The organism is Ruegeria sp. C8, from assembly GCF_056537565.1.
In genome coordinates this window covers 33,897-59,547 of record NZ_JBQFRV010000020.1, presented here as the reverse complement: position 1 = coordinate 59,547, position 25,651 = coordinate 33,897, and the positions used below count along the sequence as shown (strand labels likewise).

Annotated in this window: 32 protein-coding genes; 3 read left to right on the top strand and 29 right to left on the bottom strand. The window is 59.0% G+C overall.

Annotated features, from left to right (window positions below; all coding sequences use genetic code 11):
• Positions 1 to 13: 13 nt before the first annotated feature.
• Positions 14 to 298, bottom strand: a complete 285-nt coding sequence (locus ACR0KL_RS20170) for a DUF3572 domain-containing protein (RefSeq protein WP_170375177.1) — start codon at positions 296 to 298, stop codon at positions 14 to 16.
• Positions 299 to 387: 89 nt separating this feature from the next.
• Between ACR0KL_RS20170 and ACR0KL_RS20165 the strand changes: the two genes are divergently transcribed.
• Positions 388 to 1,785: a diguanylate cyclase gene (locus tag ACR0KL_RS20165; protein ID WP_170678572.1), complete on the top strand. Its 1,398-nt coding sequence runs from the start codon at positions 388 to 390 to the stop codon at positions 1,783 to 1,785.
• A gap of 5 nt (positions 1,786 to 1,790) precedes the next feature.
• Here ACR0KL_RS20165 and ACR0KL_RS20160 read toward each other — a convergent pair whose 3' ends face one another.
• Genes ACR0KL_RS20160 through ACR0KL_RS20145 form a run of 4 tightly spaced genes read right to left on the bottom strand, consistent with a single transcriptional unit; the run spans position 1,791 to position 3,695 of the window.
• On the bottom strand, positions 1,791 to 2,264 hold the full coding sequence (locus tag ACR0KL_RS20160) for a periplasmic heavy metal sensor (RefSeq protein ID WP_170678570.1): 474 nt from the start codon (positions 2,262 to 2,264) through the stop codon (positions 1,791 to 1,793).
• On the bottom strand, positions 2,261 to 2,614 hold the full coding sequence (locus tag ACR0KL_RS20155; RefSeq protein WP_480554916.1) for a hypothetical protein: 354 nt from the start codon (positions 2,612 to 2,614) through the stop codon (positions 2,261 to 2,263). Before ACR0KL_RS20155 ends, ACR0KL_RS20160 begins: the two co-directional genes overlap by 4 nt.
• Complete coding sequence (locus tag ACR0KL_RS20150; RefSeq protein WP_170678568.1) at positions 2,607 to 3,221, bottom strand: RNA polymerase sigma factor; 615 nt, start codon at positions 3,219 to 3,221, stop codon at positions 2,607 to 2,609. The genes ACR0KL_RS20155 and ACR0KL_RS20150 overlap by 8 nt, the downstream gene beginning before the upstream one ends.
• Positions 3,222 to 3,227: 6 nt before the next feature.
• Positions 3,228 to 3,695 carry an EF-hand domain-containing protein gene (locus ACR0KL_RS20145; RefSeq protein ID WP_170678566.1) on the bottom strand — a complete coding sequence of 156 codons (468 nt, stop codon included), beginning with the start codon at positions 3,693 to 3,695 and terminating at the stop codon, positions 3,228 to 3,230.
• A 213-nt stretch (positions 3,696 to 3,908) separates the two neighbouring features.
• Between ACR0KL_RS20145 and ACR0KL_RS20140 the strand changes: the two genes are divergently transcribed.
• Together ACR0KL_RS20140 and ACR0KL_RS20135 are read left to right on the top strand one after the other, a co-directional pair.
• Positions 3,909 to 4,304, top strand: coding sequence for a DUF983 domain-containing protein (locus ACR0KL_RS20140; RefSeq protein ID WP_170678564.1), 396 nt, complete (start codon positions 3,909 to 3,911; stop codon positions 4,302 to 4,304).
• A 17-nt stretch (positions 4,305 to 4,321) separates the two neighbouring features.
• Positions 4,322 to 5,023: an NUDIX hydrolase gene (locus ACR0KL_RS20135; RefSeq protein WP_170678562.1), complete on the top strand. Its 702-nt coding sequence runs from the start codon at positions 4,322 to 4,324 to the stop codon at positions 5,021 to 5,023.
• Between the two features lie 8 nt (positions 5,024 to 5,031).
• Here the strand turns inward: ACR0KL_RS20135 and ACR0KL_RS20130 are convergent, their stop codons facing one another.
• The 24 genes from ACR0KL_RS20130 to ACR0KL_RS20015 form a co-directional block, all read right to left on the bottom strand.
• Complete coding sequence (locus ACR0KL_RS20130) at positions 5,032 to 6,699, bottom strand: ribonuclease J (RefSeq protein WP_170678560.1); 1,668 nt, start codon at positions 6,697 to 6,699, stop codon at positions 5,032 to 5,034.
• Positions 6,696 to 7,475, bottom strand: a complete 780-nt coding sequence (locus tag ACR0KL_RS20125; protein WP_170678558.1) for a type III pantothenate kinase — start codon at positions 7,473 to 7,475, stop codon at positions 6,696 to 6,698. The genes ACR0KL_RS20130 and ACR0KL_RS20125 overlap by 4 nt, the downstream gene beginning before the upstream one ends.
• Before the next feature lie 11 nt (positions 7,476 to 7,486).
• Positions 7,487 to 8,236 carry a biotin--[acetyl-CoA-carboxylase] ligase gene (locus ACR0KL_RS20120; protein ID WP_480674384.1) on the bottom strand — a complete coding sequence of 250 codons (750 nt, stop codon included), beginning with the start codon at positions 8,234 to 8,236 and terminating at the stop codon, positions 7,487 to 7,489.
• Positions 8,237 to 8,290: 54 nt separating this feature from the next.
• Positions 8,291 to 9,733, bottom strand: coding sequence for an NADH-quinone oxidoreductase subunit NuoN (gene nuoN, locus ACR0KL_RS20115; protein ID WP_170678554.1), 1,443 nt, complete (start codon positions 9,731 to 9,733; stop codon positions 8,291 to 8,293).
• Positions 9,734 to 9,748: 15 nt separating this feature from the next.
• Entirely contained in the window at positions 9,749 to 11,293 is a 1,545-nt protein-coding gene (locus ACR0KL_RS20110) for an NADH-quinone oxidoreductase subunit M (protein ID WP_170678552.1), read from the bottom strand.
• Entirely contained in the window at positions 11,293 to 13,473 is a 2,181-nt protein-coding gene (nuoL, locus tag ACR0KL_RS20105) for an NADH-quinone oxidoreductase subunit L (RefSeq protein ID WP_170678550.1), read from the bottom strand. The genes ACR0KL_RS20110 and nuoL overlap by 1 nt, the downstream gene beginning before the upstream one ends.
• A 7-nt stretch (positions 13,474 to 13,480) precedes the next feature.
• Positions 13,481 to 13,786 carry an NADH-quinone oxidoreductase subunit NuoK gene (gene nuoK, locus ACR0KL_RS20100; RefSeq protein WP_005984024.1) on the bottom strand — a complete coding sequence of 102 codons (306 nt, stop codon included), beginning with the start codon at positions 13,784 to 13,786 and terminating at the stop codon, positions 13,481 to 13,483.
• Between the two features lie 4 nt (positions 13,787 to 13,790).
• Complete coding sequence (locus tag ACR0KL_RS20095; protein ID WP_170678548.1) at positions 13,791 to 14,393, bottom strand: NADH-quinone oxidoreductase subunit J; 603 nt, start codon at positions 14,391 to 14,393, stop codon at positions 13,791 to 13,793.
• Entirely contained in the window at positions 14,390 to 14,800 is a 411-nt protein-coding gene (locus ACR0KL_RS20090; protein ID WP_170678546.1) for a carboxymuconolactone decarboxylase family protein, read from the bottom strand. Before ACR0KL_RS20090 ends, ACR0KL_RS20095 begins: the two co-directional genes overlap by 4 nt.
• The gene (nuoI, locus tag ACR0KL_RS20085) at positions 14,797 to 15,291 is read right to left on the bottom strand and encodes an NADH-quinone oxidoreductase subunit NuoI (RefSeq protein ID WP_039524264.1); all 495 of its coding nucleotides are present in this window, start codon (positions 15,289 to 15,291) and stop codon (positions 14,797 to 14,799) included. Before nuoI ends, ACR0KL_RS20090 begins: the two co-directional genes overlap by 4 nt.
• A 1-nt stretch (position 15,292) precedes the next feature.
• Positions 15,293 to 16,330, bottom strand: a complete 1,038-nt coding sequence (gene nuoH, locus ACR0KL_RS20080) for an NADH-quinone oxidoreductase subunit NuoH (RefSeq protein WP_170678544.1) — start codon at positions 16,328 to 16,330, stop codon at positions 15,293 to 15,295.
• 45 nt (positions 16,331 to 16,375) lie between these two features.
• Positions 16,376 to 18,391: an NADH-quinone oxidoreductase subunit NuoG gene (gene nuoG, locus ACR0KL_RS20075; RefSeq protein WP_170678542.1), complete on the bottom strand. Its 2,016-nt coding sequence runs from the start codon at positions 18,389 to 18,391 to the stop codon at positions 16,376 to 16,378.
• A gap of 2 nt (positions 18,392 to 18,393) precedes the next feature.
• Positions 18,394 to 18,798, bottom strand: a complete 405-nt coding sequence (locus ACR0KL_RS20070) for a DUF5333 domain-containing protein (RefSeq protein ID WP_419738285.1) — start codon at positions 18,796 to 18,798, stop codon at positions 18,394 to 18,396.
• Between the two features lie 98 nt (positions 18,799 to 18,896).
• Complete coding sequence (locus tag ACR0KL_RS20065; RefSeq protein WP_480777430.1) at positions 18,897 to 19,241, bottom strand: hypothetical protein; 345 nt, start codon at positions 19,239 to 19,241, stop codon at positions 18,897 to 18,899.
• An 80-nt stretch (positions 19,242 to 19,321) separates the two neighbouring features.
• Positions 19,322 to 19,828, bottom strand: coding sequence for a DUF3291 domain-containing protein (locus ACR0KL_RS20060; protein WP_170678538.1), 507 nt, complete (start codon positions 19,826 to 19,828; stop codon positions 19,322 to 19,324).
• Entirely contained in the window at positions 19,825 to 21,123 is a 1,299-nt protein-coding gene (nuoF, locus tag ACR0KL_RS20055; RefSeq protein ID WP_170461087.1) for an NADH-quinone oxidoreductase subunit NuoF, read from the bottom strand. Before nuoF ends, ACR0KL_RS20060 begins: the two co-directional genes overlap by 4 nt.
• A gap of 12 nt (positions 21,124 to 21,135) precedes the next feature.
• Entirely contained in the window at positions 21,136 to 21,357 is a 222-nt protein-coding gene (locus ACR0KL_RS20050; protein ID WP_170678536.1) for a DUF5337 domain-containing protein, read from the bottom strand.
• A gap of 27 nt (positions 21,358 to 21,384) precedes the next feature.
• Positions 21,385 to 22,491, bottom strand: a complete 1,107-nt coding sequence (gene nuoE / locus ACR0KL_RS20045; RefSeq protein WP_170678534.1) for an NADH-quinone oxidoreductase subunit NuoE — start codon at positions 22,489 to 22,491, stop codon at positions 21,385 to 21,387.
• Positions 22,491 to 23,714 (bottom strand): NADH-quinone oxidoreductase subunit D, encoded by a 1,224-nt coding sequence (locus tag ACR0KL_RS20040; RefSeq protein WP_170678532.1) that lies wholly within the window; start codon positions 23,712 to 23,714, stop codon positions 22,491 to 22,493. Before ACR0KL_RS20040 ends, nuoE begins: the two co-directional genes overlap by 1 nt.
• Entirely contained in the window at positions 23,714 to 23,836 is a 123-nt protein-coding gene (locus ACR0KL_RS20035; RefSeq protein ID WP_480554911.1) for a hypothetical protein, read from the bottom strand. The genes ACR0KL_RS20040 and ACR0KL_RS20035 overlap by 1 nt, the downstream gene beginning before the upstream one ends.
• 1 nt (position 23,837) lies before the next feature.
• Positions 23,838 to 24,008: a hypothetical protein gene (locus tag ACR0KL_RS20030; RefSeq protein WP_170637081.1), complete on the bottom strand. Its 171-nt coding sequence runs from the start codon at positions 24,006 to 24,008 to the stop codon at positions 23,838 to 23,840.
• Entirely contained in the window at positions 24,008 to 24,613 is a 606-nt protein-coding gene (locus ACR0KL_RS20025) for an NADH-quinone oxidoreductase subunit C (protein WP_170678530.1), read from the bottom strand. The genes ACR0KL_RS20030 and ACR0KL_RS20025 overlap by 1 nt, the downstream gene beginning before the upstream one ends.
• Before the next feature lie 12 nt (positions 24,614 to 24,625).
• Entirely contained in the window at positions 24,626 to 25,159 is a 534-nt protein-coding gene (locus ACR0KL_RS20020) for a NuoB/complex I 20 kDa subunit family protein (protein ID WP_037307875.1), read from the bottom strand.
• On the bottom strand, positions 25,150 to 25,515 hold the full coding sequence (locus tag ACR0KL_RS20015) for an NADH-quinone oxidoreductase subunit A (protein ID WP_170375125.1): 366 nt from the start codon (positions 25,513 to 25,515) through the stop codon (positions 25,150 to 25,152). The genes ACR0KL_RS20020 and ACR0KL_RS20015 overlap by 10 nt, the downstream gene beginning before the upstream one ends.
• Between the last annotated feature and the right edge of the window lie 136 nt (positions 25,516 to 25,651).

Sequence of the window (25,651 nt, the reverse complement as noted above, 5' to 3'; positions counted from 1 at the left end):
AGCTCCTGCAGAGTCAGGTCCAGTGAACGTCGGAACCACCCGATAACACCGCTTGTGCCTGAGCGGGTTGGTCATACGGCACCGCCGCCGCGTCACAAAATGCCATGATCCACGAATCGTCAAGCATCAGGAAATCCAGAACCGAGGCCAGAAACTCGGGCTCACCTGCCCTGTCGCGCAGATCATTCGCTGCGGCGCCGGTCGAGCCCAGGAAAATGGGCAAAAGCTCCTCATTCCCGACTAACCATCCGAGGGCATTCAGGGCAAGAGTTTGGGCGGAATCTTCGGAAATCGACATAAACTGGCCTTAGTTCCCTGTCTTGGAAAGGGTTTGTTAACCAGACTCATAAACACTTTGTTCAAGCATGCAATCAATGGTGAGCGACTATGTCCGTGCAGGGAACCATCCTTGTTTTAGATGGGGTATCCACAAACCGCATCATGCTGAAGGTTCAGCTGACGGCGGCGTGGTACCACGTGGTGCAAGGTGAGAAATTGGAAGGCCTCACCGCGCTCTTGCGGCGTGTGCGGCCTGATCTCGTGTTGACCGCACAAACGCTGCCCGACGGCACAGCGGCGGATGTCAAAAGCCTGATCACGGAAAATCCGGCCTTGGGCGACGTGCCCGTCGTGGCCCTGACCGCCCAGAATTACAAGCAAGCTCGATTGCGGGCTTTGGCCGATGGTCTGGATGATGTTCTGACCCACCCGTTCAAGGATACACTGCTGCTGGCCCGTATCCGCAGCCTCTTGCGCGCGCGCGCCGACACGCAGGACCTGCAATTGCGCGAGGACCCACAGTCTCTTGGCCTGGCCGAGCCGGATACGCCGCTCATTACTGCCCCCAAAAGGGCCCGCGTTGCGGTTTTGGCGCAAACGCCACGCAACGGCGCGCTTTGGCAAAAGGCGCTTTCCGGGCACTCCCGCTATGCCCTGACCTCGCACCACCAATCGGATCTTCAGGCCTTGCTCTCAGGCCCCGTCCCGGATGCAATCGTGGTCGAGCTGGATGCAGACCGATCCGCGCTGAACATCCTGGCCGACCTCAGATCACGCGGAGCTACACGTCATACGGTTCTGATCGGGGTGCTGAGCGACAACAACGCCACCCGCGCGTCCGAAGCGCTGGACCGGGGGGCAGATGCCGTCTGTCTCGGCGGGTTCTGCGCTGACGAGATCGTCTTGCGGTTGGACAACCAGATTGCCCGCAAAAGCCGGATGGACCAGATGCGAGACTCGCTGAAGAAGGGGATCGCCGAGTCGTGGATCGACCCTCTGACCGGGTTGCAGAACCGCCGCTATGCCATGCGCGCAATCCAGCAGATTGCACAGCAATCGGCACAGACCGGACGGGGTTTTGCCCTGATGCTGGCCGATCTGGATCATTTCAAGGCGATCAATGACGAATACGGTCACGCCAGTGGTGATTGCGTGCTGACTCAAGCGGCGGCACGGATGCAACAGGTCGTCGGTAAGGCCGGATTCGTCGCGCGCATCGGAGGAGAGGAATTCATGATCGCCGTTCCCAATATCTCGCGCGCCAAGGCGCTGACGATGGCAAGCACCCTGTGCGAGGCGATCTGTGCAGTACCTTTTCGCCTGCCCGATCAACGCACACCGGTTTCCGTAACCATTAGTGTGGGCCTGAAAATGTCTGCGCCGACCTACCTTTCACAAGAAGAGGCCGAACCCGTTGAGCAGTTGATCAAATCCGCAGACAAAGCGCTCTACGCGGCCAAACAGGCCGGACGCAACCAAGTGCAGATCAGGCAAAGCGCTGCCTGATCGCTTCAGTGCTTTTTCTTTTGACCGCGCGGACCGCGTTTGACGACTTCTTCCAGACGGGTCGCATAGGTCTGACGCTCCTCGTCGCTCATCTGCGTGACCAGAACCAACCATTTTTCTTGCAGCGCGGCCTGCAAGTCCGCGGTCGCTTGCGCCTGCTGCTGCAGCAATAGCGTGACAGTTTCGGGATCAAATGGAACAGCCCGCAACGCCTCGGTCACAACCATGAAGTCCCTCGATCGCCCCTTGGCCCCTTTGCCGTGCAGGCCGGATAGCTCTCGCCTCAGGGATTTGCGGTCCTCTTTCGGCAAGGCCCGGTACAATGCGGGCCCAAAGCCCGGCGGTGCCTTGGCGTGATCGCCATTCTTCAGCCGCAATACGCTGCCGACCGCGACCCCTATGACCAACAGGTTGATCGCCAGAGAGAGGGTCAGAACGATCGGCATCCAACGACGTTTCGGTTTTGGATCAGTGCTCATTCCGTACTCTCCAGAAAACTGGTGTCAAATCCAAGGTCAGTCGCCAGAACGCTGCCATCCGTTGCACCGAACAGGCCGACCGTATCCGGGAGAACGGCAGGCGCAAAAAACCCAATGAAAATCCCAGTGACGCTGGCAGCGGCCAAGCCGCTAAAGCCCTGCCATCCACCTATATTGTCCAGAAGGCGCGACCACAGGGACCGTTCAGGGCGCGTGTGTTTCGCCAACCTCCTTAGCCGAGTGGTCTCAGCGTCTGTCTGGATACGCACGGCAAGATCATCCGGCAACTCGGGTCGGTCATTGCGCGCCTGAGCAAACAGGTTTTCCAGTTCCATGTCGTCATCAGCCATCGTCATACCCCAGTTCTTCCCGCCGTCCGGCCAATATGGCCGACAAAGCCCGCTTTCCACGCGCGGTCAAGCTCTCAACCGCTTCTACCGATAGGCCCATGACCCCGGCAATCTCGGGGTTGGACAGTTCCTCAATATGCCTCAAAACGACGGCTTGTCGCTGTCGGTCGGGCAGTTGCATAAGCGCGACCTGCAACGCGTCATGGCGCGCCGTATCCTGCATTTTCTCAACCACGCTGGCCGCGTTGTCGGGCGGCTCAGCCTCCTCGGAGAGCTGCTCAGGCGTCTTTTTGCGCTTACGGTCCAGACACAGGTTCAGCGTGACCCGATAGAGCCAGGTCGACACTTTGGCCGTGCCCGGCACCCATTTGGGGGCCATCTGCCACAGCCGCATCATGGCATCCTGCGTCACATCCTCGGCCTCGGCCCGGTTGCCCAGCATGCGCAGAGAGACCGAGTAGCAACGCGGGCCCAGCCGGTCCGTCAGGATCCGCGCCGCCCCGGCATCGCCATCGGCAAACATCCTCAGCAACCTATCGTCACCAAGGTCGTCCGCGGCGCACCCCGCACCGCGAACATCTTGAGGGTGGGAGGTCAGATCCTCCATCCTGCATCAGCTATCGTCAGCGTCCGATTTCTGGCGCTTCTTGTGATGCTTGCCCATCTTGTCTTTTGCATCGGCAAATTCCTGTTCCGAGATACCGCCGCTGCTATCCGCGTCGATCCGATCAAACATCTTGTCAGCCCGGCGCGGTTTGGGCAACTCATCGGTGCTGAGGACCCCATCGCCATTCGCATCATGCTTCTCGAACATCTTGGTCACGCGATCATTGGCCTTCTGTTGGGCCGCGGCCTGCATTTCCTCAAGGCTTATCTGTCCGTCGCCGTCAGTATCCGCCTTCGTGAAGCGTTGCGCGCGATGGGCCTGCATCTCTTCTTTCGTGATCTGGCCGTCCGCATTGGCGTCCAACTCCTGAAACGAGACAGGCTCACGATCCTTTGGGCCTGCTGCCAGTGCCGATGTACCTGTGATCGCCACTGCCGACAGAACGATGGCCGGGATGAATTTCGAGTTCTTCATATCGGTTTCCCCATATTGGCGCGACCTGATTGCCGCTGCTCATACCCATTCAAACGCGGCACCATCGGGTTTCCGTCGAAAAAAGTTTAGCGAAGGATCAGCTGGTAACGAACTCTTGCCCGGACCGAACGATGCAAAGCGACGCACCCCCCTTTTCTATTGCGGCAAACAGGCCCATTATCCGCCAAAGATAGATGCGCGAGTTACATTATCATGGATCAAACGATCACCCCCGCAGTGGAAGAAGAGCGTGAAACATGGCCTGCTTTGGTCAAAGGCTTTCGTTGCAAATGCCCGAAATGTGGTGAAGGCAAGCTGTTGCATAGCTACCTGAAGGTTAACGACAACTGCGCAAATTGCGGGCAAGAGCTGTTTCACCACCGCGCAGATGACGGCCCCGCCTATTTGACGATTCTGTTGGTCGGGCACCTGCTGGCCCCTGCTCTGCACGTCTCATACGTACATTGGCGACCGGACCCGTGGACCATGGCCATCGGGTTTTCCGTCGGCTGCATAGCGCTGTCGCTGTTCCTGCTGCCTCGCCTGAAGGGGGCTGTCGTGGCTTATCAATGGGCGCGGCGCATGCATGGGTTCGAGAAAGCCGCGTGACCGCAGCGGGCACCAGCATGAGCGTCGACAAGACCGCCATCCGCAACGCAGCAACCGTCATCGTATTGCGGGACCGTTTTACCGCGCCCTCGATCCTGATGGGGCAACGTGGGGCCAAAGCGGCGTTCATGCCGAACAAATTCGTGTTTCCAGGCGGCGCGGTCGACCCCGAGGATGCGAGCATCCCACTGGCCGCCCCGCTGCCCCAACTCTGCTATGATCGCTTGGCCGAGCAGGCCGAGGCTGACCTGCAGCAGGCGCTTGCCGTCGCAGCCATTCGAGAGTTGTGGGAGGAAACCGGGATGGTCCTTGGCCAACCCGGTGAATGGGAGGGCGATGCTCCGTCGGATTGGGTCAGCTTTGCAGCTTTGGGTTACAAACCCTCGGCCGAGGCGCTGCAGTTCGTGTTCCGCGCGGTTACCCCTCCAGGTCGGCCCAGACGGTTTGATGCGCGGTTCTTTCTGGTCGATGCGCAGGCAATTCAAGGCGATCTGGACGATTTCAGCCGCGCCTCGGATGAGCTGTCGCACCTGCAATGGGTCAAACTGGACGAGGTTCGAGACTTCGACCTGCCCTTCATCACCGAGGTCGTGCTGGCCGAGATCACAGCCCGGGTCACCGACCCGACACCGCCAACCTCTGTTCCGTTTTTTCTAAACAATGACGAGGCCGACCTGTTCCAAAGGCTCAGGGGGTACCCCATGCCCGAGGTTGACTGACCCCAACCTTATTTCATGCGACTGATCACAACTGTGACTTCGGGCTTTTTACCGACCTCTGCCTTGGCCGTCTGACGCACGATCCGGCGCATGGCCTCTTCCAGCTTGTCATCGTCGCGCAGGGTCTTGGCCTCGGCCCGCATCAGGAACTGGTTCAGGTCTTCCTCAAGCACCTCAACCAGTGCCGCGCGAGAGGTTCCGATCTCCGGCAGCCCCATCGTATCACACCATGGCTCACCCAGAGGCTCATCCTCTTCATCCAGAATGACGGTCACAGTCACGTGGCCGTTCAGCGCCATGCGGATACGGTCGCGTACAACCCCGTCCAGCGCCCCGACCTTGACCGTGCCATCCAGATAGGTCCGCCCGGTTTCCACATAGTCGACAACCTTCGGCGCATTGCCGGTCAGGTCCAGCATGGTGCCGTTGACGGCCAGAATACCCGTGCGTCCACCAGCCTCGGCCAGTTTGGCATGTTCGCGCAGGTGGCGATGTTCGCCATGCATCGGGATCACCATCTGCGGATCGATCAACCCATGCACTTTCTCTAGATCCGGCCGGTTGGCATGGCCCGACACGTGGTAAAGGCCCGAGCTGTCATCCACCACATCCACACCCTTTTCGCTGAGTTGGTTAATGATGAAAATCACACCACGCTCATTGCCGGGAATGGTTTTCGAAGAGAACAGGAACAGGTCGCCTTCTTTCAACTCGATGCCGCGGTATTTACCACGAGCCAGCTGCGCGCTGGCGGCACGGCGTTCGCCCTGACTGCCGGTCACAATCAGCATCAGGTTCTGACGCGGAAGCTCTACGGCCTCTTCGGCGCTGATCACTTTGGGGAAATCCGACAGGATGCCGGTTTCCGTTGCAGCCTCGATCATCCGGCGCATGGCCCGGCCCAACAGCACGACCGAGCGCCCGGCCCTTTGGCCAGCTTCGGCCAGGGTCTTCACCCGAGCGACGTTCGAGGCGAATGTGGTCGCCACAACCATACCTTCAGCGCTTTCAACCAGCTTTGTGATCTCGGGTCCGACCTCGGACTCTGAACGTCCGGGGTGGCTTGAGAACACATTGGTGCTGTCACAGACCAGTGCCTTCACGCCGGTTTTGGCGACCTCGGCCCAAAGGTCGGGATCAAACGGTTCGCCCACCACCGGGTTTGTATCCAGTTTGAAATCCCCCGAATGCACGATCCGCCCTTCGGGCGTGTCGATCACCAGTGCGGCGCTTTCGGGGATCGAGTGCGATACTGGCAGGAAGCCAACGGTGAAAGGCCCGGCCGAGACCTGCTCGGGCCAAGCCGAGGCAGTGAGCACAGCATCTTCAGGGTGGCCGTGTTCTTCCATCTTCCGACGGGCGATATTGGCGGTGAAAGCGCGCGCATAGATCGGCGCCCCCAGCGCCTCATAACAATGCGCAACGGCGCCCACGTGGTCTTCGTGCGCGTGGGTGACAAAAACCGCCTCAAGCCGGTCGGCGCGTTCCTTTAGCCATGAGATATCGGCATGGATCAGGTCCACCCCCGGCGTGGTATCCATGTCAGGGAAGGTCACACCCAGATCGACGAGGATCAGGCGTTCCTTGCCCGGCGCGCCGTAGCCATACACATAGGCATTCATGCCGATTTCACCGGCCCCGCCCAACGGCAGGTAGATCAGTCTTTCGCTGCTCATGTTGAGCCATTTTCCTTGTTATAGCGATGGATCACGGTCAGCCCGTGCATCGTCAGATCATCTTCGATTGCGTCGAACCCCACGTCGGCCTGATCGAACAAGGGTGCGAGCCCTCCGGTTCCAACGACTTTCATCGGCATTCCGTATTCGGTCTTGATGCGGGCGATCAGCCCTTCAATCAGACCGGAATAGCCCCAATACACGCCGGATTGGATACAGCCAACCGTATTCGTACCAATCACCTTTTCCGGGCGGGTAATGTCGATATGTGGCAGGGCGGCGGCCCCTTGGTGCAGTGCCTCAAGGCTCAGGTTTACGCCCGGCGCGATGATGCCTCCGACATAGGCCCCATCAGAGGCGACGACGTCAAAGTTGGTCGCGGTTCCGAAATCGACAACCACAACGTCCCCGCCATGACGGTCAAACGCCCCCACCGCATTGGCGAGGCGATCAGGCCCCGGCACCGTGCCTTCGTCAATGCGTGGGGCGACAGGCAAAAGGCAATCCGGTTTGCCCACAACCAGCGGACGGCAACCAAAGAACCGATCCGCAAAGATGCGCAGATTGAAAACCACGCGCGGCACGGTCGAGGCGATGACAACATCGGTAATTTCAGCCTCGATCCCGTAGTGTTTCACCAGCGTGGAATACCAGGTGAAATAGGCATCCGCCGTGCGCGAGTGATGGGTCGAGGTGCGCAGGGTACACAGGAAACTCTCACCATCCCAGATCGAGAAAACGGTATTTGTATTGCCGCAGTCGATGGCCAGAAGCATCTGAGACCCCTTCAGAAAAACACGTCCGCCGCAGGAATGCTCACACGGCCTTTGGCGGTGTTTAGGACAAGGTTGCCCCCCGCGTCTACCGTTTCGAAGGTACCAACCGTTTCCGACGTCGCGGTACGGGCGGTAATGACCTCACCCAACCGCGCTGCGCGGGCCAGCCACGCTGTGCGGATGGGTTCAAACCCGTAAGTGACAAATTGGATTTCATAGCCGGCATAGGCGATGGCGAGTTCAGTCAGAAAATCCTCGGGCGTGACATGCGCGCCGGTTTCCGACAGCAAGGAGACTGGGCGAACCGCGCCCGGCTCAACGGCGTCTGCACCGGGGGCTTCGGTCAGATTGACGCCGATCCCGATCGACAGATGTGACACTCCGCGCCCCTGCCCGGTGCTTTCCAGCAATATCCCCGCGAGCTTGCCGCCGTTCAGCAACACATCATTGGGCCATTTTAGCGACAAACCTGACGCTCTGCCCGTCACGGCGACGCAGGCATCGAACAAGGCCAAGGCCGCTACGAAGCTGCGCAGAGCCGCGCTCTCCGGATCGCCCTGAGGGCGCATCAGAAGGGTCGAGGCCAAATTGCCCTTGGGATTGGCCCAAGCCCGCCCTCGCCTGCCGCGCGCTGCCGTCTGGTGATGCGCCATGATCCACACGGGGCCTTGCGCCGTGGGTGCAAGACGCGCGGCTTCGTTAAGCGTGCTGTCCACCTCTTGCAAGATGTGCAGGCCGTACCCGTCGGGCCAGTTGCTCATGTCAACAAGGTCCGCTTGCGGGGTTGAGCAGGTGCATCGTGTTGGCGGCTTTCATCAATTGACAAGCGTGGCTGCGGCAGCTGCTGCTGCGCCCTCGACACCGAACTGGTAAAACACGCCGATCAGCATCAAAGCCGCCGATCCCATCAAGGCCACCCACAATACAGGGTTTGAGCGAGTTTCGATGGGCTCTTCGTTCTCGGCGCCGAAATACATGTAGAAGACGATCCGCAGATAGTAGAATGCACCGATGACCGAGGCGATGGCCGATACGATCACCAAGCCGGTCAGACCCGCGCTGACACCCGCCTGCCAAACGCCGAATTTGGCAAAGAACCCAAGCATGGGCGGTACACCCGCCAGGCTGAACATCAGGATCAGAACGGCTAGAGCCTTACCCGGATCGCGCTTGGAATACTGCCGCAAAGCGTCGATGTCGGTGACCGGTTTGCCGTCGCGCTCCATCATCAAAACGAACGCGAAGGTGCCGATATTCATCGTTACATAGATCGCCAGATACATCAGCATAGCTTTCACGCCCAGCTCAGTTCCTGCGGCCAGACCGATCAGCGCATAACCCATATGCGCAATCGAGGAAAACGCCATCAGACGTTTGATGTCACGCTGGCCAATGGCGGCAACCGCGCCTAGCAGCATGGACAGAACCGACAGCAACACGATCACCTGCTGCCAATCCTTAACGATGCCTCCAAACGCATCGTGCAAAAGCCGTGCAAACAACGCCATCGCAGCCACTTTCGGAGCGGTCGCAAAGAAGGCTGTAATCGGGGTCGGAGACCCTTCGTACACATCCGGGGTCCACATATGGAAGGGCACGGCCGAGACCTTGAAGGCCAGACCTGAGATCAGGAAGATCAGACCAAAGAGTAGACCGATCGAGACGTCTCCCGCCTGAACGGTGGCGATGATGCCCGAGAACAGCGTGGTGCCGGTGAACCCGTAAACCAAAGACGCGCCATAGAGCAGCAGGCCCGAGCTAAGCGCACCCAGAACAAAATACTTCAGACCGGCCTCAGTAGATTTCGCACTGTCCCGACGCAGCGCCGCCACGACATAGAGCGACAAGGATTGAAGCTCCAACCCCATGTAAAGCGACATCAGATCGCCCGCACTGACCATCATCATCATCCCGACTGCAGCCAATGCGACCAGCACAGGGTATTCAAATCGCAGCAGGTTGCGGCGGGCCATGTAGTCCTGGCTCATGACCAGAACGGCAGCGGCGGAAAGTAAGATGGCAACCTTGGAGAACCGCGCAAAGCCGTCATCCACGAACATTCCGTTGAAGGCCACATTGGTCCCGTCGCCATTGCTTGAGATCCAAATCGCCAGAAGCGCCATTAGACCTGCCGTGGACCAGACCAATGCCGGAGCCAGCTCGTCCTTCTTTGTGTAAACGGCTCCGATCAGAGCAGCCATCGCATACACGGCCAGAACGATCTCTGGCAGGATTATCGTCAGATCAGCCTGGATCATGTCTCCAAAGCTCCCTTAATGCGAAGCGGCCGTCTGGGTCGCAGCCTCAGCTGCGGCCAGAGCCGTGTCATAGTTCGAAATCAGCGCGGCGGTCGAATTCCCGATCACATCGGTCACCAACGACGGATAGATGCCCAGCAGGATGGTCATCACGATGAGCGGCGCAAAGATCAGCCGCTCACGCGAACTCATGTCGGTCATCGCCTTGAGGCTTTCCTTGATCAGATCGCCGAACACGACCCGACGGTAGAGCCAAAGCGCATAGCCTGCCGAGAATATCACGCCGGTCGCGGCCACTGCGGTTACCCAGGTGTTGACCTGGAATGCGCCCATCAGGGTCAGGAACTCGCCGATGAAGCCCGAGGTACCCGGCAGGCCGACATTCGCCATGGTGAACAGCATGAAGACCAGCGCATAGGCGGGCATCCGGATCACCAGACCTCCGTACGCGTCGATATCGCGGGTGTGCATCCGGTCGTAGATCACGCCGACGCACAGGAACAAAGCCGCTGAGATAAACCCGTGGCTGAGCATCTGGAAGATCGCGCCATCAATACCCTGCTGGTTCGCCGCGAAAATCCCCATGGTCACAAAGCCCATATGCGCGACCGAGGAGTATGCGATCAGTTTCTTCATATCCTCCTGCACCAGCGCAACGAGCGAGGTGTAGACAACGGCGATGGCTGACATCCACAGCACCAGATCGGTCATCACCGCCGAGCCAACTGGGAACATCGGCAGGCTGAACCGCAGGAAACCATAGCCGCCCATTTTCAAGAGGATCGCCGCCAGCACCACCGAGCCCGCCGTCGGGGCCTGCACGTGCGCATCCGGAAGCCAAGTATGCACCGGCCACATCGGCATTTTCACCGCGAAGGATGCAAAGAAGGCCAAGAACATTAGCGTCTGCATCCCGCCGACGACGTAGATGCCCAACACGCTAAAGCTTTCGGACGAGAACTGATGGGTCATCAGCGCCTCGATGTCTGTAGTGCCAGCATCCGCGTACATCGCAACCATCGCCACCAACATCAGCACCGAGCCGAGGAAGGTGTAGAGGAAGAACTTAAAGCTCGCGTAGATGCGATCCTTGCCGCCCCAGATGCCGATGATCAGGAACATCGGGATCAGGCCTGCCTCGAAGAACAGGTAGAACAGCACCAAATCCAGCGCCATGAACACGCCCAGCATCAGCGTTTCCAGCAGTAGGAAGGCGATCATGTATTCCTTGACCCGTTCGGTCACGTTCCAGCTGGCCAGAATGGTCAGGGGCATGATGAAGGTAGTCAACAACACGAACAGCACGCTGATGCCATCCACGCCCATCTTGTACTTCAGACCCATCAACCACTCGCCCTCTTCCACCATCTGGAAGCCAGTGTTCGAAGGATCAAAGCCCGTGTAGATGCCAATCGACACAAGGAAGGTCACAGTAGTTGCAAGCAGAGCCACCCATTTGGCATTCCGCTGCGCCGCCGCATCATTTCCATGCAGGAACAGCGCCAAGATGCCCGCAGCAATGGCCGGGATGAAGGTCACGATCGAGAGGATATTGTCCATTACTGTGCCCCTCCGCCGATCGACATCCAGGTCACAAGGGCCGCTATGCCGAGCACCATCCAGAAAGCGTAGGTAAAGATGTACCCGGTCTGCGCCTTGCCTGCGAGGCGGGTGAAGAAGGGAACAACGCCCATTGCTACTCCGTTCAGGAAGCCATCAATTGTGTTGCCATCGCCCCGCTTCCACAGAAGGCGGCCAAGGGCCAGAGTGGGTTTGACAAAGATCGCGTCATAAATCTCGTCAAAGTACCATTTGTTCAGCAGGAACAGGTAAAGCGGACGCTGGTTTGCAGCCAGACGCGCGGGCAGCGACGTGTTCACGATGTAGAACCAGTAGGCCACGACAAACCCAAGCAGCATCGCCACGAAAGGCGAGACCTTAACCCATTTCGGGACGGCATGGGCGTCATCCAGCACAGTATTGTCCGGCGCGATGTACAAAGCGCCCTCACCCGGTTCGCCCGCGAAGACGTAGTGATGATCTCCGTGGCCGTCTTTCTTGCCATGCGCCTCATCCCCATGGTCATCCCCGTGCGCCTCATCCGAGTGGGCATCGGCATGATCGTCACCGTGATGCTCTTCGGCGGTACCATCGGCAACATGCTCGGCATGGGTCGCCTCGTCATGACCTTCAGCATGCGCCGAGGCCTCGGCAACCGGAATCCCATAGAACTTACCAACCTTGTCCGTGTGACCGAAAAAGTTGCTGTACCAGATCATCCCCGCAAAAACCGCGCCCAGTGACAAAACACCCAGAGGGATCAGCATCACCTTCGGGCTTTCATGGGCGTGATCATGCGTATGCTTGTCACCGCGCGGTGTACCGTAGAAGGTCAGGAAAATCAGACGCCAGCTGTAGAACGAGGTGAAGACCGCAGCGATAACCAGCATCCAGAAGGCATAGCCCGTGCCGCCCGCAAAGGCGCTTTCAATGATTGCATCCTTTGACAGGAACCCGGCAAAGCCGAAGGTGGTCAGCGGGATACCGACACCCGTGATGGCCAGCGTTCCGATCATCATCGCCCAGAACGTATAGGGGATCTTCTTCCGCAGCCCGCCATATTCGGTCATTTCCTGCTCGTGATGCATCGCATGGATCACCGAACCGGCCCCAAGGAACAGAAGCGCCTTGAAGAAAGCGTGCGTCAGCAGGTGGAACATCGCCGCCGAATACATGCCAACGCCCGCGGCCACGAACATGTAGCCCAGCTGCGAACAGGTTGAATAGGCGATGACGCGCTTGATGTCGGTCTGAACCAATCCCACGGTCGCCGCAAAAAACGCGGTAGAGGCCCCAAGGAAGGTGATGAACCCGGTCGCCCCAGGCGCGAACTCCATCAGCGGCGACATGCGGCAGACAAGGAACACACCCGCCGTTACCATTGTCGCGGCATGGATCAGGGCCGACACAGGGGTCGGGCCTTCCATCGCGTCAGGCAACCATGTGTGCAAGATCAACTGCGCCGATTTACCCATCGCGCCGATGAACAGAAGGACACAGATCACCTCAACCGCGTTCCACTCACCCCAGAGGAAGCTGAGTTGCATTTCCGACAGGTCAGAGGCCGAGGCAAAGATATCCGAGAAGTTGATGCTGTCAGTCAGGAAGAAGATCGCGAAAATCCCCAGCGCAAAGCCGAAATCGCCAACCCGGTTGACGATAAACGCCTTCATGGCCGCCGCATTGGCACTGGTTTTACGGTAGTAAAAGCCAATCAGCAGATACGAGGCGACGCCCACGCCCTCCCATCCGAAGAACATCTGCACGAGGTTATCAGCTGTCACCAGCATCAGCATCGCGAAGGTGAAGAAGGAGAGATAGGCAAAGAAGCGCGGCTTATAGCTTTCGCCCTCGCGCCATTGCGGGTCGTGATCCATGTAACCGAAGGAATAGAGGTGCACGAGCGCCGAGACCGTTGTCACCACGATCAGCATGATCGCGGTCAGGCGGTCCAGACGAATGGCCCAGCTTGTCGACAGCGAGCCGCTCTCGATCCAGCGCAGGATCTCGATCTGTTGGGTCTGACCATCGAAAGCCAGAAACACGATCCACGACAGCAGACAGGCCAGAAACAGCAGGCCCGTTGCGGTCCACATGGCGGCTTTCTCACCGATGAACCGCCAGCCGAACCCGCAGATCAGAGCGCCCACGAGCGGGGCAAAGAGGATGGTGGTTTCCATAGTTCTCTTAGCCCTTCATCATATTGACGTCTTCAACCGCGATGGTGCCACGGTTGCGGAAGAAGCAGACCAGAATGGCCAGACCAATCGCCGCCTCCGCCGCCGCAACGGTCAGCACGAACAGCGTGAACACCTGCCCGACCAGATCGCCGAGGAAGCTGGAAAACGCCACAAGGTTGATATTCACCGCCAGCAGCATCAACTCGATGCTCATCAGCAGAATGATGACATTCTTGCGGTTCAGGAAGAGACCGAAGATGCCGATGACAAACAGCGTCGCCGCGACCGTAAGATAGTGTTCAAGTCCGATCATCTTCTCAAAGTCCCTGCCCCGGTTTCACATCCTTCAACTCCATCGCCTTGGCCGGGTCGCGCATCATCTGGCCGACGATGTCCTGACGCTTGATGTCTTGACGGTGGCGTAGGGTCAGTACGATGGCACCGATCATGGCCACCAGCAGGATCAGGCCCGCCAGTTGAAACAGAAGGAAGTATTGATCGTAAAGGATGACACCCAGCGCCTCAGTGTTGTGGCGGTCCGCCGGGACCGGTTGCGCCAGATTGGCCTCAACGCCTTGCGCGCTGTCCCACGCTCCGAACGCCATGATGAACTGCATCAGGATCACCAGACCAATCAACAGAGCCAGCGGCATGTACCGCGCCATCTCGGCCTTCAACTCGGCAAAGTCCACGTCCAGCATCATCACCACGAACAGGAACAGCACCGCGACCGCACCCACGTAGACGATGATCAGCAGCATCGCCACGAACTCGGCCCCCAGCAGTACGAACAGCCCAGCCGAGGACAGGAAAGACAGGATAAGCCACAGCACCGAATGCACCGGCTGACGGCTGATCACCGTGAACAGCCCGCCGGTGATGGTGCTGATGGCAAACAGGTAGAAGGCAAAGACGGTCATTGATCCTCATCCTCGTTTTCGCCCATGACCTCTTGCGCCAGATCCAGCGCGCGTGTCATGGCCGGGATGCCAGCAAAGACCGACATCTGACCGATCGTTTCCACGATCTCTTGTTTCTTTGCGCCCGCCTCAAGCGCATGGCGCACGGTCTGCCGTACGGCCGAATCCGCCTGAGCGCCCTGACAGGTCAGCCCAGCCAACGTCAGCAGTAGACGCGTCTTGGCATCCAGCCCGTCCTTGTTGACGGTGTTGCCGAACATCATCTCCATGACCTCTTTAGGCATGGTCGGCCATAGGTTCTCGAACCCTTTGGGCGAGAAATTCTCCATCGCCGGATTCATCGCCTTGGCCATGTCCTGCGCCTGCTTCATCATCAGCTCAAATGGGTTTGTCGGCGTGTCACTCATCTGTACGGCGCGTCCATTTCCAGATTGCGGGCGATTTCGGCTTCCCAGCGTTCACCGTTGTCGAGCAGCTTTTCCTTGTCGTAGAACAGCTCTTCGCGGGTTTCCGTGGCGAATTCGAAGTTCGGGCCTTCGACGATGGCATCGACCGGGCAGGCTTCTTGGCAGAAACCGCAATAGATGCACTTGGTCATGTCGATGTCGTAGCGCGTGGTGCGACGGCTGCCGTCTTCGCGCGGTTCGGCGTCGATGGTGATGGCTTGCGCCGGGCAAATCGCCTCGCAGAGCTTACAGGCGATGCAGCGTTCCTCGCCGTTAGGATATCGGCGCAAGGCGTGCTCGCCGCGGAACCGAGGCGACAGAGGGCCCTTTTCATGCGGATAATTCACGGTGGCCTTGGGCGCGAAGAAGTATTTTAGCCCAAGCTTCATGCCGACCCAGAAGTCCTGCAACAGGAAGTACTTGGCAGCGCGGGTGTAGTCGATTTGAGTCATATCAGCCTCCTACGCTCCAACGCGCAAACGCGCCCCAGAACCAGTCGAATTTTGCAGCGAAGGCTACGAACACCACCCAAGCCAGCGAGAACGGAAGGAACACTTTCCAGCCCAGACGCATCAACTGGTCATAGCGGTAGCGGGGTGTGATTGCCTTGACCATCGCGAAGAGGAAGAAGAAAAACGCCATCTTCGCGACCATCCATAGCACTCCATCCGGCAGGCCCGGGATCGGCGACAGCCAGCCGCCGAAGAACAGCAGCGTGGTCAGCGCGCACATCAGGAAGATGGCGATGTACTCGCCCGCCATGAACAGCAGGAAGGGCGTGGCCGAGTATTCGACCTGATAGCCTGCGACCAGTTCTGATTCCGCCTCGGGCAAATCGAACGGTGGACGGTTAGTTTCCGCAAGCGCCGAAATGAAGAACAGGAAGACCATTGGGAAATGCGGCAGCCAGTACCAGCTGAAGAAGCCGAAGCGACCGTCCTGCGCCTCGACGATGTTGCCGAAGTTCATCGAACCGGTCGAAATGATCACGCCAATGATGATCAGACCGATGGACACTTCATAGGAGATCATCTGTGCCGCAGAGCGCAACGAGCCGAGGAATGGGTACTTTGAGTTCGACGCCCAACCGCCCATAATCACGCCATAAACCTCAAGCGAGGATACGGCGAAGACATAGAGGATCGCCACATTCAGATCTGACAGCACCCAGCCGTCGTTGAACGGGATCACGGCCCAGGCGATCATTGCCAGTACGAAAGAGGTCAGCGGAGCAAGGATGAACACGGTGCGGTCCGCGCCTGCCGGGATGACGACCTCTTTGACCACATATTTCAACGCGTCAGCGACTGTTTGCAACAGACCGTAAGCGCCCACCACATTGGGGCCCCGGCGCATCTGAACAGCCGCCCAGATCTTGCGGTCACCATAGACAAGGAACAACAACGAGATCATCACAAAGGCCACAACGGCAAGCACCTGCGCCAGGACGATCAGGGCGATGCCGCCCGGTGTGTTAAAGAAATCAGCCATTGGTCCTCACACCGTGGGTCGTCGGGGATATCTCTGCGGGACGGATCATTCTGCGGCCATCCTGTCTGTGTTTTTCGCCTGCGCCGACAGCTCGGCCATCAGTTGCGAGGCGCGCGCGATCGGGTTGGTCAGGTAGAAATCCTTGACCGCATTGCGGAAACTCGCCTTGCCCAGTGTACCAGCCTCAAGCGGTTGCACCTCGTTCGCGATCACTTCGTCGATATGCGCCAGATGCGGTACCGCCTCGATCAACGCGGTCCGCAATTGCGCCAAGGAATCGAAGGGCAACGTCGCACCCAAATCGGCCGAGAGCGCACGCAAGATGGCCCAGTTTTCTTTGGCCTCTCCCGGCGCAAAGCCCGCACGCATGGCCAGCTGAGGGCGGCCTTCGGTGTTCACGAACAACCCGTTTTCCTCGGTATAGGCGGCGGCGGGCAGGATCACATCAGCGCGGTGCGCGCCACGGTCCCCATGGCTGCCCTGATAGATGACAAATGCACCGTCGCCGATTTCGACTTCATCTGCGCCGAGGTTATAGATCACGTCCGCCGCGCTGACGGCATCCATACCACCGTCGTTGGTGGCATCCAAATCCATCGCACCGACCCGCGCGGCGGCGGTGTGCAGCACGATCAGGCCACTTTCGGTATTGCTTGCAATGGCTTGCGCGGCGGCCAAAACAGCGGCGCCATCTGCCTCTTGCAGCGCGCCTTGCCCTACAATGACCAAAGAGCGTTTTGCTTTGATCTCATCATCGCCGCCCAAGTCGACGACCTTTTGCAACGCGGCGCGGTCATCGCCCATGTGGTGGTATTCATAGGTCAGATCGGATGCCGGGCCGACCAGAGCCACCTCGGCCCCATGCGCCCAGGCCTTGCGGATGCGGGCATTCAGAACCGGAGCCTCATCGCGTGGATTGGTGCCGATCAGCAGAATACGCTCAGCCATGTCGATATCTTCGATTGCGGCGGTCCCAGCATAAGCCCCACGGTTGCCCGCGGGCAGCTTGGCCCCGTCCGTACGGCATTCGACAACGCCGCCCTGCCCTTCGATCATCTGTTTCAGCGCAAAGATCGCCTCAACCGGGGCAATATCACCGACGAGACCCGCCGGTTTTTCGGCCCCTTTCAGCGCTTCAGCAGCCTTGGTCAGCGCCTCAGGCCACGAGGCCGGGCGCAGCTTGCCGTTTTCGCGCACGTAAGGACGGTCCAGACGCTGACGGCGCAACCCGTCCCAGACGAACCGGGTTTTGTCGCTGATCCATTCCTCGTTCACGCCATCATGGTTGCGCGGGAGGAATCGCATCACTTCACGCCCTTTGGTGTCCACGCGGATGTTCGACCCCAAGGCATCCATCACGTCAATGCTCTCGGTCTTGGTCAATTCCCACGGACGCGCGGTGAAGGCATAGGGCTTCGAAGTCAGCGCCCCCACGGGGCACAGATCAATGATGTTACCCTGCAGGTTCGAGTGCAGCGTCTGGTTCAGGTAAGAGGTGATCTCGGCATCCTCGCCCCGCCCCGTCTGACCCATCTGAGTGATGCCGGCGACCTCGGTCGTGAAGCGTACGCAGCGCGTACAGCTGATGCAACGGGTCATCGCGGTGCCGACCAGCGGCCCCAGATCCAGATCGTCAACGGCGCGCTTGGCTTCTTTGAAGCGCGAACCCGAAACACCATAGGCCATCGCCTGATCCTGCAGGTCGCACTCCCCCCCCTGATCACAGATCGGGCAGTCCAGAGGATGGTTGATCAGCAAAAACTCCATCACCCCTTCGCGGGCCTTCTTGACCATGGGCGAGTTCGTCTTGACCTGAGGCGGTTGCCCTTCCGGCCCGGGACGCAGATCCCGCACCTGCATTGCGCAGGAGGCCGCAGGTTTCGGAGGGCCGCCCACGACCTCAACCAGACACATCCGGCAGTTCCCCGCAATCGAAAGACGTTCGTGGTAGCAGAAGCGCGGCACCTCGACCCCGGCCTCTTCACAGGCCTGGATCAGGGTCATGGCACCATCGACTTCGATTTCCTGCCCGTCGATATTGATCTTGCGGAGGTCAGACATCGTCAGTTCGCCCTCAAATAAACGCCGATGGCGCTGTTTCTGTCGATTTCCTTCCGTCCCAACGTGCAGAAGGAATTCGGGTTCTCGTAGGTCACGCCGTTGGAGGCTAGATAAGCCTCACCCTTGGCGCGCATCCGGTCTTTTTCGGCGTCAGACTCGACATAGGCCCGGATCTCTTGGTCCGAGTAGCCGAGGCTGTTCGCCTCGGACCGCAGTCCCCACATCACGTTGATCGCTTTCAGCTTCCGCCCGCTGATCGAGGGGCAATAGTCCGAAATCTCTTTCGCGACCGCAATGTAGTACAGTTCATTGTCAATCTGTTTCACCTCACGCAGAGGCGGCTTGGCCTCGGCGATCGCTGGGATCATCAGCGCAAGACCGATGGCAAGTGTTTTCGCATAAGACATGACAGGTCCTTTCATCTTGGATCGACCAAGATGGGTGTCGCCCTGTCTGCTATGCAATAACAGACCGCTGGCCCTGCCGTGATATGCGGAAAACAGCCTCATGGTCTTTGGCAGGTTCCCGCAAAAGTCAGTTTGTCGTCGCTGATGCGCAGGTTCTGCGGTTCGGTATCCGGGCCAACCTTCCAGACAATACGCGACGAGCCGAAGTTCTGGATGCAGAATTTGGTGCCTTCGAACCGGCCAGCCTCACGCGCGCCGTCAAGCGATGCTGACACGTTGTTCACGACTACAGTGAACTCGGTCGGGGTGTTGCGCTTGTCGACTGACTTGGCTTTGGCGCGGAAAAACTGCCCGTCAAACAACACACGATCCTTGGACGAGGTGACGGTGCAACCCGAGATCAGCACAAGCCCTGCAAGGCCAGCCAAGGTTGAGAGTTTCATAGTCTTCACTTTGTTTATTCCTGTCAGATGGCTGGCATCTGGGCGGCTGCGCGCGCGATCAGAATGGTGTGTCATCCCGCTCACTCCGCTGCGACCTGAGCGCAACGATTGTCGCGCCACTTGCTTGCTTGTTTCAAATCCGCCCATCCAAAGGCGTGTTCACTTGGACCTTCCTGGCGCAGACGCTCCAGCCGCGCCATGGCTTCATCCAGATCCGGCTGGTGCCCCGCGGGCACCCACCACATAACGAAATGCTGATCCCCCAGCAGTTCAAACCACTCCTGACGGCGGTCGTAAAACTGTTTGTGTATGGTGCCCCAGACAAATGTCTCAAAGCTCGCGACATCTTCCCAGACCGTCAGGTTGGCAACAAATTGAGGATCGCCCCCAATCGCGTTTTCCGTATTCCCGGTTCCCGGCTCACCCGAGCCTTCCATCATCCACACAAAGCCCGGCATCCGCTTGCCCAAGCCATTGACCTTGTCGAGATTGGCCATGAACTCAGCCACCCGAGGGTCATCCGTCGGGGCCAGCAGGCGGCCAATATTCAGTTCGGCCAGATGATATCCGTCAGGCTGCCTGATCATTCCGCTGCCATCGCCCCCATGCGGCCTGATTTCTGTGCCTTGATGCGGTCCTCTATCTCTTCGCGGAAATTGCGGATCAGGCCCTGAATCGGCCAGGCCGCCGCATCGCCCAAGGCGCAGATCGTGTGGCCTTCGACCTGTTTGGTCACGTCAAACAGCATGTCGATCTCTTCCAACTCGGCCTCGCCGCGCACAAGGCGGTCCATCACCCGCATCATCCAGCCGGTGCCTTCGCGGCAGGGTGTACACTGGCCGCAGCTTTCGTGCTTGTAGAATTTCGACAGCCGCCAGATCGCCTTGATGATGTCGGTGGACTTGTCCATCACGATCACCGCCGCCGTCCCAAGGCCCGAACCCAGCTCACCTCGCAGGTAGTCGAAATCCATGATCGCATCGCGCATATTCTCACCGCGCACGCAAGGAACGGACGATCCACCCGGAATGACGGCCAATAGGTTATCCCAGCCGCCACGAATGCCTCCGCAATGGGTTTCGATCAGCTGCTCGAACGGGATCGACATCGCCTCTTCAACGACGCAAGGGTTGTTCACATGGCCCGAGATTGCAAACAGCTTGGTGCCCGCATTATTCTGACGACCAAAGCCCGCGAACCAATCCGCGCCCCGGCGCAGGATGGTCGGTACAACGGCGATGGACTCCACGTTGTTCACCGTGGTCGGGCAGCCATAGAGGCCAGCCCCCGCCGGGAACGGAGGCTTCATGCGTGGCATGCCCTTCTTGCCCTCAAGGCTTTCGATAAGCGCAGTTTCTTCGCCGCAGATGTAAGCGCCCGCGCCGTGATGCAGGAAGATGTCGAAATCCCAGCCCGAACCAGCCGCGTTCTTGCCCAACAACCCGGCGTCATAAGCCTCATCAATCGCGGCCTGCAACGCCTCACGTTCGCGGATATATTCGCCGCGCAGGTAGATGTAGCAGGTATGCGCATTCATTGCGAAAGAGGCGATCAGGCAGCCTTCGATCAGCGTATGCGGATCGTGGCGCATGATCTCACGGTCTTTGCAGGTGCCCGGTTCGGATTCGTCCGCATTCACGACCAGATAAGACGGGCGCCCGTCGCTCTCTTTTGGCATGAACGACCATTTCAGGCCAGTTGGGAAGCCCGCGCCACCGCGCCCACGTAGGCCCGAGTCTTTCATCGTCTGGATGATCCAATCCCGGCCCTTTTCGATCAGACCAGCGGTGCCATCCCAATGCCCTCGGGCCTGCGCGCCGCGCAGAGTACGCTCGTGCATCCCGTAGATGTTGGTAAAGATCCGGTCCTGATCCTTCAGCATCGCGTGTTACCCTCAGCTGTCCTGACGCATGCGCCAGAGTTGAAATATGTTGACGCCTGCATAGATGAACCCGGCCAAAGCGGCGAAATCAAATAGCAGCGCATAGCGCCCCGGCATTCCAATCGCGGGGCCGATGAACAAAGTCATGCCAAGCCAAATCACCATCGTCACGGCGATGACGATGCCGATATGTCGACCCTTGCGGGCTATGGCTTGTTCTTTGTCCTTGTCCATCTCGTCCTTGAGCCCTTACAGGGGCGTTTAGTCTTCGTAAGTGCCGTCTTCCTTGGCACGTTTGGCGAATTCGGTCTCATCCCCAACGGCCAGCTTGGCCGCTTGCTCAATCCAGCCATCGCGTTCGATCCGGCCCTTGAACTTCAGGCGCGCATCCACCCAGGCCACGTGCTCGGGCGTCCAGGCTGCGATCTGATCATAGTGGAAAAAGCCCAGCTCGTTCAGCGTCTTTTCCAGCTTCGGCCCCACACCTTTGAGCATCTTGAGGTCATCCGGCAGACCCCCACGCGCCTCGGTCAGCGTTCGGGGTTTATCTTCCTCGACTTCTTTCGCTTTGGCCTCAGCGGCCTGTTTGACGGCAGGTTTCGGTGGCTCGGGCGCTTTGGGCGGTTTCGCCGCCGCCGATGCCCCAGCCTGTTTGCCGTCTTTCCCCAGCCAAGGCGTGAGGATCGGAACCTCAGTCCCGTCGATCCGCTTGACCGTATCGCCTAGTTCGGCCGCCAAGGCCACGCTGGCATTGTGTTCCGGCTTTCCAGCGTCATGTTCGGTTAGGCTGCTGAGGCCTTTCAAAGGCTCAGCCGCATATCGCCCGTTCTGAGGGCCAGGCGTGGGCACCTTGCCCGCAGCCAGATCGTCAATGATCTTGCCAAAACTCTCGGCGGTCAGGTCTTCGTAGTAATCCTTGCCAATCTGCGCCATCGGGGCATTCGTACAGGACCCGAGGCATTCCACCTCTTCCCAGCTCAGCTTGCCATCGGCGGATAGCACGTGTGGCTTGGCTGCGATCTTTTCCTTGCAGACCGCAATAAGATCCTCGGCACCGCAAATCATGCATGAGGTCGTGCCACACACCTGAATATGCGCCACAGAGCCGACCGGCTGCAGTTGGAACATGAAGTAGAACGAGGCGACCTCGAGCACGCGAATATAGGCCATGCCCAGCATGTCGGCGACGGATTCAATTGCCGGGCGGGACAGCCAGCCCTCCTGCTCTTGCGCGCGCCAAAGCAGAGGGATCACCGCACTGGCTTGGCGGCCCTCAGGGTATTTGGTGATCTGCGCTTCGGCCCATTTCTGGTTGGCAGCGGTGAAGGCAAAGCTATCAGGTTGTTCGGGATGAAGACGGCGGAGCATTAGCGGTCAATCTCTCCAAATACGACGTCCATGGTACCGATAATGGCAGCGACGTCCGCCAGTTGGTGGCCTTTGGCGACGTGATCCATGGCTTGCAGATGCAGGAAACCCGGTGCGCGGAGTTTGGCGCGGTAGGGTTTGTTGGTGCCGTCGGCAACGAGATAGACGCCAAACTCGCCCTTGGGGGCCTCGACGGCCACGTAGACCTCGCCTGCGGGGACGTGGAAGCCTTCGGTATACAGTTTGAAATGATGGATCAGGCTCTCCATCGAGGTCTTCATGTCAGAGCGTTTCGGCGGGGTGATCTTGCCGCGTGCCAAAACGTCGCCCGGGCAGTCGCGGATCTTGGCAATGGCCTGACGGATGATCAGCAGCGACTGACGCATCTCTTCCATGCGGCAGAGATAACGGTCATAGCAGTCGCCATTCTTACCGACAGGGATCTGGAAATCGAACTCGTCGTAGCACTCATAGGGCTGCGCACGGCGCAGGTCCCATGCGAGGCCCGAGCCACGGACCATAACGCCAGAGAAGCCGTATTTCTGAATGTCATCCTCGGTCACGACGCCAATATCGGCGTTGCGCTGTTTGAAGATGCGGTTTTCGGTCAACAACCCGTCGATGTCGTCGAGAACGGCGGGGAATTCGTGGCTCCAGGCCTCGATATCGTCCAGCAGTTCGGGCGGCAGGTCCTGATGGACGCCGCCGGGGCGGAAATAGGCGGCGTGCAGGCGGGCACCACAGGCGCGCTCATAGAACACCATCAGCTTTTCGCGCTCTTCAAAGCCCCACAGCGGCGGAGTCAGAGCGCCCACATCCATCGCCTGTGTGGTCACGTTCAGCAGGTGGTTCAGGATACGCCCGATCTCGGAATACAGAACCCGGATCAGCGAGCCCCGGCGCGGCACTTCAACCCCAGTCAATTTCTCAATCGCCAGACACCAGGCATGTTCCTGGTTCATCGGTGCCACGTAATCCAGACGGTCGAAATACGGCAGGTTCTGAAGATACGTCCGGCTTTCCATCAGCTTTTCGGTGCCACGGTGCAGCAGACCGATATGCGGATCGCAGCGCTCTACGATCTCTCCGTCCAGCTCAAGCACCAAACGCAAAACTCCATGCGCGGCAGGGTGTTGCGGTCCGAAGTTGATGTTGAAATTGCGGATCTTCTGTTCGCCGCTTAGCGCGTCCGTACTGCCGTCATCATATCTTGAGCCGTCCATCACCGCCCCCGTTTCTTCTTTGCTTCGGCCCGCACCCTAACCTTTTCCGCCTCAGCCGCCTTTGCGGCAGCCCCGGTCAGCAAAACACCCAGCGCACCCAGAAAGATGAGTTCCCCAATCATCTCAGCGGCGCTCCATCTCTTGCAGTTTCATGGCCATAAGCCAGGCCAAAATCGGGACACCAATCGGAACGATGCACGCAAAGGCCCAATACTTGTTGATCCCAAAATGCGGCAACAGCTTCAGCATGGGTACGGCAGTCAGTGCACAGATCAGCCAAAATAGCGTGCCCATCATTCGGCCTCCGGTTTCTCGTCCCCGGGCAGGATATAGTTCGCACCCTCCCACGGAGACATGAAATCAAATTGGCGATATTCCTGCACCAGCGAAACGGGTTCATAAACGACGCGTTTCTGCGCCTCGTCATATCGCACTTCGGTGTAGCCGGTGGTCGGGAAATCCTTGCGCAGCGGATAGCCACGGAAGCCATAGTCGGTCAGGATGCGCCGCAGGTCAGGATGGCCCGAGAACAGGATGCCGAACATGTCGAATACCTCACGCTCGAACCAGTTGGCCGAGGGATGCGTATCAGCGATCGAGGGTACCATGTCTTCTTCCCGAATGGAGACCCGCAGACGAATGCGTTGGTTCTGATACATCGACAGGAAGTGATAGACCACGTCGAACCGCTTGGCGCGTTCGGGGTAATCAACGCCCGTGATATCGATCAGCGTCGAGAACTGGCAGGATCGGTCGCTTTTGAGGAATTCGATGAATTCGACGAGGTTCGACGGCGCCACATCCACATTCAGCTCACCATGGGTGACATCCCAGGACAACACACAGTCGGACCGTTTCAGCTCCAGATGCGTACCGAGTTCCTTGAGTGCTTCGCTCATCCGCCCTCTCCCTTAGCGCACGATCGTGCCGGTGCGGCGAATTTTGCGTTGCAGCTGCATCAAGCCGTAGAGCAGCGCCTCAGCGGTCGGAGGGCAGCCCGGGACATAAATGTCTACCGGAACGATACGGTCACAACCGCGCACGACAGAATAGGAATAGTGGTAGTAGCCGCCACCATTCGCACAGGACCCCATCGAGATCACATAGCGTGGCTCGGGCATCTGGTCGTAGACCTTGCGCAGCGCCGGAGCCATCTTGTTGGTCAACGTCCCGGCCACAATCATCACGTCGGACTGGCGCGGCGAGGCACGCGGTGCGATGCCAAACCGTTCCGCGTCATAGCGCGGCATCGAGGTATGCATCATCTCAACTGCGCAGCAGGCCAGACCAAAGGTCATCCAATGCAAAGACCCGGTCCGCGCCCAATTTATGATGTCTTCGGTCGAGGTCAGCAGGAAGCCTTTGTCCTGCAGCTCGGCATTGAGGGCCTGGGTGGCGACTTCTTTGTCGACGCCGGCGGTATTTGCACCCGTCATCACTCCCATTCTAGGGCCCCCTTCTTCCATTCATAGGCAAAGCCGATGGTCAAAACGCCCAGGAAGACCATCATCGACCAAAATCCCACATCGCTGATGTCCTTAAAGCCCACCGCCCAAGGGAACAGGAAAGCAATCTCGAGGTCGAAAATGATGAAAAGGATCGAAACCAGATAGAAGCGCACATCGAACTTCATACGGGCGTCATCAAACGCGTTGAAGCCGCATTCATAGGCGCTGACTTTTTCGGGATCGGGGTTGCGAACTGCCAGAACGACAGCTGCCAGAATCAGGACAATTCCCAGGCCGATGGCTACGGCCAGAAACACCAGAATAGGGAGATACTCCCGCAGCAGGTCTTCCACGTCTAGCTCCTTTCCTGCGCATCTCCTTTCGGAGGGCGCCGTCAATTGGCGTGTTGACTCGACTTTCTCTAGCCCCACGCGGTCAGAGGGTCAACCGAACACAAGCGCGCACCACGTCATTCATCCCCTTGACAGA